Source organism: Acrocarpospora corrugata (assembly GCF_009687845.1).
GTDB lineage: Bacteria > Actinomycetota > Actinomycetes > Streptosporangiales > Streptosporangiaceae > Acrocarpospora > Acrocarpospora corrugata.
In genome coordinates, this window is sequence record NZ_BLAD01000041.1 from 25,562 (window position 1) to 37,291 (window position 11,730).

General features: G+C 66.3%; 10 protein-coding genes and 1 tRNA gene. 5 read left to right on the forward strand and 6 right to left on the reverse strand.

What is annotated here, in order from left to right:
• Nucleotides 1-2 precede the first annotated feature (2 nt).
• Nucleotides 3-788 carry an NERD domain-containing protein gene (locus tag Acor_RS08605; protein WP_155336040.1) on the forward strand — a complete coding sequence of 262 codons (786 nt, stop codon included), beginning with the start codon at nt 3-5 and terminating at the stop codon, nt 786-788.
• 216 nt (nt 789-1,004) lie between these two features.
• Here the strand turns inward: Acor_RS08605 and Acor_RS08610 are convergent, their stop codons facing one another.
• Together Acor_RS08610 and Acor_RS08615 are read right to left on the reverse strand one after the other, a co-directional pair.
• Nucleotides 1,005-2,366 carry a vWA domain-containing protein gene (locus tag Acor_RS08610; RefSeq protein WP_155336041.1) on the reverse strand — a complete coding sequence of 454 codons (1,362 nt, stop codon included), beginning with the start codon at nt 2,364-2,366 and terminating at the stop codon, nt 1,005-1,007.
• Entirely contained in the window at nt 2,366-3,208 is an 843-nt protein-coding gene (locus tag Acor_RS08615; RefSeq protein WP_155336233.1) for an AAA family ATPase, read from the reverse strand. The genes Acor_RS08610 and Acor_RS08615 overlap by 1 nt, the downstream gene beginning before the upstream one ends.
• 87 nt (nt 3,209-3,295) lie before the next feature.
• On the opposite strand from Acor_RS08615, the gene Acor_RS08620 reads away from it, so the two are divergent.
• Nucleotides 3,296-3,369, forward strand: a tRNA-Lys gene (locus tag Acor_RS08620).
• Nucleotides 3,370-3,429: 60 nt separating this feature from the next.
• Here the strand turns inward: Acor_RS08620 and Acor_RS42760 are convergent.
• From Acor_RS42760 to Acor_RS08640, 4 genes are all read right to left on the reverse strand, one after another.
• A complete protein-coding gene (locus Acor_RS42760; RefSeq protein WP_174876121.1) occupies nt 3,430-3,732 on the reverse strand; it encodes a hypothetical protein in 303 nt (100 codons plus the stop codon).
• A gap of 190 nt (nt 3,733-3,922) precedes the next feature.
• Nucleotides 3,923-4,843, reverse strand: coding sequence for an ornithine cyclodeaminase family protein (locus Acor_RS08630; protein ID WP_155336042.1), 921 nt, complete (start codon nt 4,841-4,843; stop codon nt 3,923-3,925).
• A complete protein-coding gene (locus tag Acor_RS08635) occupies nt 4,840-5,847 on the reverse strand; it encodes a proline racemase family protein (protein ID WP_246238508.1) in 1,008 nt (335 codons plus the stop codon). Before Acor_RS08635 ends, Acor_RS08630 begins: the two co-directional genes overlap by 4 nt.
• Before the next feature lie 28 nt (nt 5,848-5,875).
• Nucleotides 5,876-7,588 (reverse strand): CocE/NonD family hydrolase, encoded by a 1,713-nt coding sequence (locus Acor_RS08640; RefSeq protein ID WP_155336044.1) that lies wholly within the window; start codon nt 7,586-7,588, stop codon nt 5,876-5,878.
• Nucleotides 7,589-7,788: 200 nt separating this feature from the next.
• Here Acor_RS08640 and Acor_RS08645 point away from each other — a divergent pair, with 200 nt between their 5' ends.
• From Acor_RS08645 to Acor_RS08655, 3 genes are all read left to right on the forward strand, one after another.
• Nucleotides 7,789-8,583: a GntR family transcriptional regulator gene (locus Acor_RS08645; RefSeq protein WP_155336045.1), complete on the forward strand. Its 795-nt coding sequence runs from the start codon at nt 7,789-7,791 to the stop codon at nt 8,581-8,583.
• Nucleotides 8,580-10,391 carry an ABC transporter family substrate-binding protein gene (locus Acor_RS08650; RefSeq protein ID WP_155336046.1) on the forward strand — a complete coding sequence of 604 codons (1,812 nt, stop codon included), beginning with the start codon at nt 8,580-8,582 and terminating at the stop codon, nt 10,389-10,391. Before Acor_RS08645 ends, Acor_RS08650 begins: the two co-directional genes overlap by 4 nt.
• A gap of 344 nt (nt 10,392-10,735) precedes the next feature.
• Nucleotides 10,736-11,713 (forward strand): ABC transporter permease, encoded by a 978-nt coding sequence (locus Acor_RS08655; protein WP_155336047.1) that lies wholly within the window; start codon nt 10,736-10,738, stop codon nt 11,711-11,713.
• Nucleotides 11,714-11,730 lie beyond the last annotated feature (17 nt).

Consider the following 11,730-nt stretch of genomic DNA (forward strand, 5'->3'; position numbering starts at 1 on the left):
AGGTGGCAAGTGGGTCCATTTATGTCCCGCGCGATGAGAAGTTCACCGGCTCTTCCCCCCAGAACCTCTATCTGACGTTCTGGATGGCCGGTCGCAAGAACCGGCTCCGCGTCCGCGCGGCCATCACCGCCGTCGGTTTCCTGCTCGGCAACCTCCTGGCCTACCGCTACGGCTGGGCCAACCCCTTCGGCTTCGGCTTACTCACCGGCCTCGCGGCCGGCGGCGTCGACCTCCTGATCGCCTGGCGCGCCCACGAACGCACCGCCGTCTGGCGCGGCAAACGCCGGGGCGAAGTCCGCACCGGCCGCCTGCTGCGCCTCACCCTCCGCCGGTACGGCTACCGCGTCATGGACGGCCGCGCCGTCCCCGGCCAGGCCTCGATCGACCACCTGGTCATCGGCCCCGGCGGCCTCTGGCTTATCGACAACGAAGCCTGGGGCCCCGACACGGTCGTCGCCCGCTACGGCGGCCGCCTCTTCTTCGACGAGAAGTACGGCACGACCGTCGCCAAAGGCCTGATCTCCGCCGGAACCGCGCTGGCCCAGCTACTGACGAAGGAAACCGGCATCGAGGTGACGATCGCCCCCGTGCTCGCGTTGCACGGCGGCCGGATCGAGGGCCGCGGCGGAGTCGTCACAGGTGAGGGACTGGCGGTCGCCTACCCACGCAAGATCGCGGGCCTGATCCGCTCCGAGGTCGTCATGGAACTCACGGAGGAACAGGTCGAACTCCTGGCCCGGACGGCTGCCCGAGTCGTCCCAAGGATGCCGGTCACCCGAGTCACGTAACCCGGAGGGCACCAGCCCCCTCAGGAATCCCGAACGGAGCGATGTCAGCTCCCTTAGGAATCCCGAACGGCCCCTCAGGAACCCGAACGGAGCGATCTGCCCCCTCGGGAATCGCGAGCGTAGCGACGCCGGCCCCGCTTTGGCGCCGGTATGGCGAGAACTGTCGTCGGCGTGAACGGCGCCGGATAACGGCGAGAGACGTGGGGAAGCGTTCGGTCAGCGGGCTCCTACGTCTGTGCTTTCGATGAAGGCTGCCAGTTGGGTGATGTTGCGGCATTCGTACATCGGGATGACCGCGCCGTAGCCGGTGGCGACCGAGTCGCCCGTGTCCCACTGGGGGCGGGGCTCGGGGTTGAGCCAGTAGGCGTGCCGGGCTTTGGCGACCAGCTGTTTGAGGGTGTCCACGGCCGGGGGCTGGTAGTTGGAGCGGGCGTCGCCCAGGATCAGGAGGGAGGTTTTGGGGCCGATCGCGTCGCCGTACCGGTCGGCGAAGCGGGTGAAGACGTTGCCGTAGTTTGTTCGGCCGAAGCGGGTGATGTCGGCTTCTTTGGTCATCCGGGTGATGGCGTCGAGAACGTCGGTGCCGGGGGCGAAGTATTTGGTGATCTCGTCGACGGTGTCCACGAAGGCGAAGGCCCGTACCTTCGTGAACTGCTCGCGGAGGGCGAAGGTCAGCAGCAGGGTGAACTGCGAGAAGCTGGACACCGAGTCGCTCGCGTCGCAGAGAATGACGAGTTCCGGTTTGTGGGGTCGTTTCGGGCGTAGGTGGGTGGTCAGCGGCACCCCACCGGTCGACAGCGAAGCCCGTACGGTCCGGCGGAAGTCGAGCCGCCCCCGATGTCCGTGTTTGTGCTTGATGGTCAACCGGCTGGCCAGCCGCCGGGCGAGCGGATACACCTCGCGACGCAGCTGGGCGAGCTCCGCCTTCGTCACCCGCAGAAAATCAAGCCGATCGATCGGCGGCCGGAGGGCGGACCGCGCGATCCGCTCGATCCCGGACTCCTCCGCGATCCGCCGCCGCACATCAGAAGCCACCGCTTCCTCAAATTTACGAATATTTGCCGATATTTGCTGACGCGCCATTTTCTCCGGGAGCCCACCCCGCTCGGTGAGCATCTGATTGAGCATCCGCGCGATCAACGTATCCGGCGAAAGCGCCCGCAACACCGAATAGGAGAACCACGACTGCCGCCCCGGCCCGGCCTCCACCCGCCCGAACCGCTCGACCACGGCCCGCACGAACTCCCGGAACGCCGGACTGTCCGGATCCCCCAGCAACAGCCCCTGCAACACCCTTCGCAACTGCTCGGCCGAAGAATTCGGATCGTATTCCGCCTCTTCCGGAGCGCTCATCTCGCTCGACAGCACCGGCGGAAACCACAGATCAAACAACACATCAAACCCAGGCCGATGCACCGGCCTTTTCACCAGCGTCGCCGCGTACGCCTCCCGCAGGCTCTCCCGATCCAGCAGATCGATGACCATCAGCGCGTTGGCCGCGTCCAGCCCCTCCGCCAGCGAGACCGGCATCCCCGCCTCCCGCAGCGCCGCGACGAACCCGACATGCCGCTCGATCATCACGACAGTCCCAGCTCTTTGACCGCGCGCGCCTGATCCGAATGGTGCTTCAACACCACCCCGAGCGTCTCCCCGATCGTGTCCTCATCCAACTCCGCCCGCCCGAGCGCCAATAACGTGCGCCCCCAGTCAATGGTCTCCGCGATGCTCGGCGATTTCTTGAGCTCCAGACTCCGTAACGTCGCCACGGTCCTGGCCAGCTGCTCCGCCAGGTTCCCCGCCAGCCCCGGAACCTGCGCGAGCACGATATCCCGCTCCCGCTCCGGCGTCGGATACCCCAGATGCAGATACAGGCACCGCCGCTTCAACGCCTCACTCAACTCCCGCGTCGCATTCGACGTGAGCACCACATACGGCTTCCGCACCGCCGAGATCGTCCCCAGCTCCGGAATGGTCACCTGGTAATCCGAGAGAATCTCCAGCAGCAACCCCTCGACCTCGACATCCGCCTTGTCGATCTCGTCGATGAGCAGCACCGTCGGCGCGTCATTGCGAATCGCCTTCAACAACGGCCGCTCCAGCAGGAACTCCTCCGAGAAGATGTCCTCCCACGCGTCATCCTCGGCCTGAATCCGCAGCAACTGCTTCTTGTAGTTCCACTCATACAACGCCCGAGCCTCATCCAGCCCCTCATAACACTGCAGCCGCACCAACTCGGCCCCCGTAGCCCCCGCCACCGCCTTGGCCAGCTGCGTCTTCCCCACCCCCGCCGGCCCTTCGACCAGCAGCGGCTTCTCCAACGCCCCCGCCAGGAACACCGACGTCACGATCCCCTCATCCGCCAGGTAGTCCACCCCCCGCAGCCGCTCCCCAACCTCCGCAGGCGCCCCAAACCAGCCCATCCTCAAGCTCCCGTCCCAGACCGAATGTTGTTCTACTTTAACCGGTTTCGACTGCTCCGCGCAGTGCGCTAATCTTTAAGAGTTCAAGCGCCGCTAGCTCAGTTGGTCAGAGCAGCTGACTCTTAATCAGCGGGTCCGGGGTTCAAGTCCCTGGCGGCGCACCCTGAAGTAGCCCCAGCTCACATGCTGTGAACTGGGGCTACTTTATTTGGCGCCCAGTCCTATCGGCCTGCCTGCGGCGTTTTTGATCTCCAGTGTGCTCCGTGGGCGCTCTTGCGTATCGGCGTCGTATCCATCAGATCGTTGATCTTGATGACCCCGGTTGCTCTCTGTGATGTCGATCGCCTACGCCACAATTGAACGCTTGAGTCATACGACCCCTCGCGCCGGAGAATGGCGCCCTTCTCGCCCGCCGGCGCCGAGTCGTACTCCTCCACGATCCGCAACTTGTACTCCGCGGTGAAGTGCCGGCGCTTCGGCCGATCAGCCCGGGGCCCGCCGGCCTCCAGGTCGTGCTTCGCCATCGTCGCAGTCTGATACACCAAGTCTCGCCCTATTAATGCAACTCTGGGAGCTCCATCGCCATATGTCCCAGTTGGGCTTGGCGCAGAGGGAAGCTCCGCGCGATGAACCCTGACCCGGACGGACTCGCCTGGTCCTGATCCCTGTCGAAGGGTTCACAGAGCCGACGCGCGGCGGTCCGGGGCCGGGCTGTCATCGGGAGAGTCGCTCGTAGGCGAGCGCGGCCACCGCGAGATCCTCCCAGCCTGTTCCGACTGACTTGAATAACGTGACCCGGGCGGGGTCGATGGTCGCGCCCCCAACGAGTTCGGCCAGGTCGGCGACGATGACCGAAGGCGGCACGCCATCCGCGAACGCCATCACGAGGTCTCCCGCTTCGGCGAGTGCGGCCTCCCGGGACTCGACGACGACCTGGCTCCGTGCCACGGTCGCGGTCTCGACTTCACGGGCCGTGAGCTTGTGCGAGCCTATGACGTTGAGATGTGCCCGGTCGCCGATCCAGGCGTCCGGCACGACCGGGCTGCGGGCGGTCGTGCACAGGCTCAGGATGTGTGCCTGTGCCACGTCCCCGGCCCCGGCCGGGTAGGCGGAGATTCCTATATCCACCAACGTCTTCACAAAGGTGTCTGTCGACTCCGGGGTCCGTCCGAGGACACCGACGCGCTGGATGTCGCGTATGGCACGCATGGCGAGCACGTGGCCGAGCGCCTGCGGTCCGGTGCCGGCCACGACTAACTCGGTGGCGTCCGGCCGGGCGAGATGCTTGGTGGCGACTGCCGAGATCGCGGGTGTCCGCAGCGTGGTGAGCGCGGCGGCGTCGAACAGCGCCAGCGGTGTCAGCGTGGCCGCGTCATGCAGGATGTAGGTGCCCTGGATGCGGGGGAGCCGCCGGGCGGGGTTGCCCGGCGCGACGGTGATGACTTTGATCCCCACGTAGCGCGGCCCCTCGCTGGGCATGAGCAGGAACTCGCCCGACTGCGTCGGCACGGACGTGCGCAGGGGGTCCTGCCCCGGCCAGCCCGCGCGCAACGCGCCCTCCAACGCGTCGATCGCGGCGGGGAGGGACACGAGCGCGGTAAGGGTTGGCAGGTCGACGTAGGGGGGATGGGTCATCGCAGTGTGAAGCCTTCGCCTAGTGGATCCTCGCTGTCGAGTATGAACCGGTGCTCTCCTGTGCGGAACGCGCTCCCCTCCACTTCGGTGTGGTAGCCGCTCCGACCCGGCGCGCTGGTGGTGCCGAGAACGCGTCCGAAGAACCTCGTGCCCACCACGCTGTCGTGGATCAGTGTGGCGTCGATCAGGCGGCCCTCGTCGGCGAGAAGGGCGAGACGGGCGGAGGTGCCGCTGCCGCAGGGTGACCTGTCCACCTCGCCGTCCGCGAAGACGGTGCAGCTGCGCTGGTGCACGCCGCCCTCCGACGGCTGGGGCAGGTCCTCGTAGAACGTCACGCCGTAGATGCCGGACAGGCGGGGATCCGCGGGGTGCTCGGCGGCTTGGCGGGAGTCGAGCGCGGATCTGATCTGGCGGCTCAATGCGATCATGCGTGGCAGGTCGCCCGGGGTGACGGCCATGCCGAGCCGGTCGGCACGGACTGAGGCGTAGAACGCGCCGCCGTAGGCGATGCCGACTGTCACGGCACCCGCCTCGGTGTCCACGATCACGTCTCGGGCCTGTACGAAGGCCGGCACGTTGCGGAACCGTACCGACCGGGGCTTCCCGCCGACAGTCCGGACGATGGCGCTGACGCGGCCGGACGGCACATCGATCCGTATGGTCACCTCGCCGTCCGGCGGCGCGTCGACCCGTCCGGTCTCGACCGCCCAGGCACCGAGCGCGATGGTGCCGTGCCCGCATGCGGTGGAGTAGCCATCCTTGTGGAAGAACACTGCCCCGAACGACGCGCCGTCGTCGTCGGGCGGGGTGACGAAGCAGCCGTACATATCGGCGTGCCCGCGCGGTTCGTGGACCAGCAGCCGGCGGACTCGGTCGATCTCGGCGGACGCGGCGTTATCCCGGCGGTCCAGAACGGTGGAACCGGTCAGGTCGGGCACGCCGCCGGTGACGATCCGGAAAGGCTCTCCGGCGGTGTGGTAATCGACGGTGCAGATCTCAAGCACAGGTCTCTCCTTGTAATGGATCGCTGTTTCAGCCGGTCGCATCGGCTGCGGGGATGACGGGCAGGATCAGCCGAGACGGGTATCCGGGGCTGTGCCAGACGTTGTTCTCGGCGACCTTGCTTTCCACTCCGGTCGCCAGCGGCCCGCCGGTGTTCAGGTTTCGGTCGTACTTCGGGAAGGCGCTCGAGGAGATCTCCAGCCGGATACGGTGGCCGGCGCGGAAGACCTGCGAGGTGCTCCACAGGTGCACCTCGAAGCCGTACACCTCCCCGGGCTGCAGGAACCTCTCCTGGTCGAGCCCCTCACGGAAGCGCCCTCGTACGATGCCGTCGGTCAGCCGCTGGCAGAAGCCGTCGGGGTGCACGTCCACGAGTTTGGCGGTGAAGTCGGTGTCGACCGCGTCGCTGGACGCGAACAGCTCCAGCTTGACCGGGCCGGTCACCTCCAGGTCGGTCTCCAGCACGGGGGTGGCGTAGACGAGAACGTCCGCGCGCTCTTCGATTTCGCGGTAGTCGTCGGGTCCGCCGATCTGGTGTGAGGTCGGCGAGGTGAGGTACGGCACCGGATCGGCGGGATCGTAGCGGAAGGTGTCGGCGGGCTCGTCGGTGCCCGGCTGCTCCCAGGTCAGGGTGCCGTCACCGAACCGGGTGTTCGCGTTACCGCCGCTGGAAAGGTACAGCGAGCTCCACTCCGTGCGCGCGAGCGGCCATTCGTCCTCACCACGCCACTGATTGTCGCCCATGACGAACAGTTGGGCACGGGGATCGGCGTCGGCGCCGTTGCTCTGACCCTTGACGAAGTGGTCGAGGAATCGCAGCTCGTGGCCGTCGAGGTCGAAGTCCGCGCCGGGGCCGAAATCGATGGGTCCGAGGGTCCGCTCCCGCCGCCGGGTGAGGCCGTGGTCCCACGGCCCGACGACCAGCCGCTGGCCGCGCCGGGTCCGCTCGGTCGGCGCCTGCCTGGTCATCCTGGCGAAGTTGATGAACGTCGCCGGCTGGACGTCGTCATACCAGCCGGTCACGTGCATGGTGGGGATGTCGACCTGGTCGAACCGGTGCTGGTAGTCCTTGGGACCCCAGTAATCGGTGTCCGATGGCGGGTGGGAGAGATCGTCTCGCCAGTGCTCGCTGTGGAACCCCGCGTGCTCGTCCAGGCTGAGCAGCGGCAGGTGATCGTAGACCGCGTCCCAGTCGATCCCCTCGACGTACTGGAGGGAGCGGCCGTCGATCAGCCGGAACCAGCAGACCTCCATGGGCAGGTGCACGCCGGTCGGCCACTCCACGAAGGGGTCGGACGGTGGCACGTAGACGATCATCGCCTTCAGGCTCGGTGGTTGCTCGACCGCGGTCAGCCACTGCACGTAGCCGAGGTAGGACTGGCCCCAGGTGACGACCTGGCCGTCGCACCAGGGCTGCTTGGCGGCCCACTCGATGGTGTCGTAGCCGTCGAGCGGCTCGTCGAGGTGCGGCCGGAAGGTCCCCTCCGAGTCGCCGCGTCCCCGCACGTCCATCCAGAGGAAGGCGTATCCGCGCCGCGCCCACCACATTGCTTTGCGGTAGGAGAACTCGGTGTTCTTACCGTACGGCGTGCGGGCGACGATGACCGGTACCGGAGCGCCGGTGTCGGGCCGGTACACGTCGGCGACGAGCACCACGCCGTCACGCATGGCCACCGGGATGTTGAGTTCTTGCTGCACATTGATCACGGCGTTCTTGGCGTTTTCCGCGTTTGGCGAGGTCATTGGCTGCTTGTCCTTCTGCGTTCGATCAAGGGCTATGGAGCATCGGTCTGCGGGGTCGGATCGGCATTACGGCGGAAACGAGGTTTTTGTCTACTTTTCCCTTCTTGTACTGTGGGTTTACGGTGTAGTACCTTACACCTCATGCCTAACACCTTGTACCCGGGATTGCGTCGTCCCGGCAGCGCCGAAGAACGGTCGTGATGGCCGGTAGCGGGCTCGGCGAGGGCGCCGAGTCCGGCCCGACGGAGCTCGGTGTTCTCTCCCGGACCAGCCTGCGAGACGAAGCGGCCAGGCTGCTCCGGGCGCAGATCATCACCGGCGCTCTGGTCGCCGGTGACCTGTACTCGATCGGAAGCATCGCCGCGCAGCTGGGGGTCTCCGTGACCCCGGTCCGCGAGGCGCTGCTCGATCTGGCCAAGGAGGAGCTCGTCGAGCTCGTGCGCAACCGCGGGTTCCGGATCCGTACCCTCACCGAGGAGGACCTGGACTCGGTGGTCAGTATCCGTACGATGCTCGAGGTGCCGGCAGTCCGGGACCTGGCGGCTAGCCGACCGCTCCTGGAACTGGCGGACCTGCGGGTGCTGGCCAAGGAGACGGAACAGCACGCTCTGGCCGGTGACATGGTGGCCTTCATCGCCCACGACCACGACCTGCACCTCGGCCTGCTCGCCAGGACGGGCAACCGCTACCTCGTGGAGATAGTGGGGCGGCTCCGCAACCAGACCCGCTTGCATGGTCTGCAGCAGATGATCGGCTCCCCCGATCTGATCGACTCCGCGCGCGAGCACGAGAAGCTGCTCGACGCCATCGAAGCGGGTGATGCCGACGGGGCCGCTCGTCTAATGGCCCAGCACCTCAGGCATGCCCGCGGCATGTGGGCGGGACGAGCAGATAGCACCGGCTCCGTCACGGTTCACCCGAAAGTTCCCCTTTCCCCAACCTCCAGTTCGCCGTTTGCCCCCGGGCCCGGAAGATCGATGAAGGATACGAGATGAGAAATGGTGGGAAGCGTCCGGCAACGGGCCTCCACATGGTGGTCGGCGCGCTCGCGCTCAGCCTTGCGGTGTCAGCATGCTCAGGTGCCACCGGTGGCTCCGGCTCCGGTACCGAAGCCGCGGGCGGTGGTGATACGGGTGCCGCGAAGCAGATCCAGGGCGATGCGAACACGGTCAACAACGCTCCGGTCAAGGCGGGTGGGAGCCTCAGCTTCGTGCTGGAGAAGAACGTTGACAGCTGGAATCCGCTGACGTCCCTCGGAAGCACGGTGGAGTCCATGACGGCGGTCTCGGCCGTCATGCCCAGCGTTTACATTCCCCAGCCGGACATGCAGACCATGAAGCTCAACACCGACTTGATGCTGAGCGCCACGCAGACGTCGACGAGCCCGCAGATCATCGTCTACAAGATCAACCCCAAGGCGGTCTGGTCGGACAAGACGCCGATCAGCGCGGACGACTTCAGCTACGTGTGGAAGACCTCGAACGCCAAGGACTGCCCCACGTGCGAGGTATCGTCGACCACCGGCTATGACCAGATCAAGTCTGTCACCGGATCCGACGGTGGCAAGACCGTGACCGTGGTGTTCGAGAAGCCTTTCGCCGCCTGGCAGACGCTGTTCTCGTTCCTGTTCCCCTCGCACATCGCCGCCACCTACGGTGACATCACGACGACGGCGGGGCTGGCGACCAGCTTCAATGAGGGGTTCGCCGACAAGCCGCCGACATGGTCCGGCGGGCCGTTCACCATCGAGCGGTTCGAGCCCAACCAGGCTGTCGTCCTAGCCAAGAACGCCGCCTGGTACGGGAGTGGCCCGAACCTGGACCAGTTGATCTTCCGCATCATCACCGATACCACGCAGACGGTGCCGGCGCTGCAGAACCATGAGGTCCAGGTGATCAAGCCGGCCCCCCAGGTGGACCTGCTCGACCAGCTGAAGCAGCTCCAGGGTGTCGACTATCAGGTCGGCCCGAGCTATTTCTGGGAGCACTTCGGGCTCAACCTCAACAACCCGTTCCTCGGGCAGAATCCGGCCGGTGACGCGCTGCGCCAGGCGATGTTCATCGCGGTCGACACCCAGGGCATCATCGACAGGACCGTCGGCCAGATCGCTCCCGACACCAAGCCGCTGAACAACCACTTCTTCATGCCCCAGCAGCAGGGTTACCAGGACAACGTCGGGGCGCTGGGCTTCGGCAAGGGTGATGTCGCCAAGGCCACGCAGATCCTGCAGGCCGCGGGTTACACCGGCATCGGCACCAAGCTGGTCGCGCCGGACGGCAAGGCGGTGCCCGAGCTGCGGTTCGTCTACACGGCGGGCAACCAGTTGCGCCAGACCGAGGGCACGCTGTTCGCCCAGTACGTCAAGCCGCTCGGGATCACCATCAAGATCGAGCCGACCGACAACCTGGGCGCCAGCCAGATCCACCAGGACTCGCGCTATGACTACGACATCATCGTGTTCGCCTGGGTCGGCTCGGCGTTCCCGGCGGCGATCAGCGCTCCGCTCTACCTGTCGTGCCCGGAGGGCGTGACGTACTGCGGCTCCAACCACAACAACTACCGCAACGCCGACGTGGACAAGTGGCTCAAGGACTCGGTCACCAACCTGGACCCGGCGGCGGTGACGACCGCACTCAACAACGCGGACAAGCAGATCTCCGCGGACGCCTTCTCGCTGCCGATCTACCAGCGGCCCTCCCTGCTCGCCTACGACAGCAAGTACGGCGGCATTCGTTCCAACGCCAACTACATCGGCCCGACGTACAACGTCGCCGAGTGGGGCTTGCTGGCGTCCGGCAGCTAGCCTTCTGTCCGGAACGTCACCGGGCCGATGAAGGCCGATCCAGCCTTCTACCTGCAGCGGTGCCGTCCAACAGGACGCTGCCGGTAGTACGCTGGGCGGCCGAATCCCGGTATGTCACCGGACGGGCATCACGACCTGTCCGAGCTGGCCACCTGTCCTCGTCAGAGGGTGGTTCCGGGGCCATCACGGGCAACGCGCCCTGGCTGTCACGAACAGCCCACCCCACGAAGAGTCACGGTTCGTCGGCCCGGCCATACCCCGCCAAGGGGTGTGACCGGGCCAGGACCCGGTGCCGGTGACCCCGAAGTCGCCCCCGTCTCGGACGGTGGGAAGGAGACCACTCAATGTCCGCCTACGCCGTTCGGCGCCTGCTCATCTCGATTCCGGTGCTGCTGATCTCGACCTTTCTGGTGTTTCTCATGGTGTCGCTGTCCGGCGACCCGCTCGATGATCTGCGCGCGCGACAACCTCCCCCGCCGGAGTCGGTCCTGCTCGCCCAGGCTCACGAACTCCGGCTGGACCAGCCGTTGCTGGAGCGCTACTGGAACTGGATCAGCGGAATCCCGCACGGCGACTTCGGTCCGTCCGTACAGAACATCAACATCGGGACCGAGATGTGGGTCCGCTTCGGGGTGACGATCCGGCTGGTGCTCCTCGCCGTTCTGCTCGCCGCCATCATCGCGGGCGTGGTCGGCGTCGTGAGCGCGGCCAAGCAGTACTCGCCACTCGACTACACCCTGACCGGGCTGGGCTTCCTGTTCCTTGCGATGCCGGTTTTCTGGTTCGCGATCCTGCTCAAGCAACTCGCGGTGAACATCAACCTGCAGACCGGTCATTCCATCTTCTACACGATCGGCGACCGGTCGATCGAGACCACCGGGGGGTTGGGAGCACGGATCGCCGACATCGCCGGGCATCTCATCCTGCCAACCATCGTGCTGGCGATCACCTCGTTCGCCTCATGGAGCCGATTCAACCGCGCATCCATGCTTGAAGTGCTCGGCAGCGACTACGTCCGGCTGGCCAGGGCCAAGGGCCTGCCCCGCCGGCAGGTACTGGTGCGCCATGCGCTTCGCACCGCGCTCGCGCCCATGGTGACCGTGATGTCGCTGGACTTCGCGGCCTTCTTCTCCGGCGCGATCGTCACCGAGACCGTTTTCCAGTGGCACGGCATGGGGGACCTCCTGCTCACCTCCATCCGGCTTCGTGACGTCTATCCGGTGCTGGCCTGGCTGCTCATCGCGGGTAGCGCAGTGATCCTTATGAATCTGATAGCCGACCTGCTCTATGCCGCACTCGATCCGAGGATCCGCTATGCCTAGCTCCCAGCCGCGGGAGG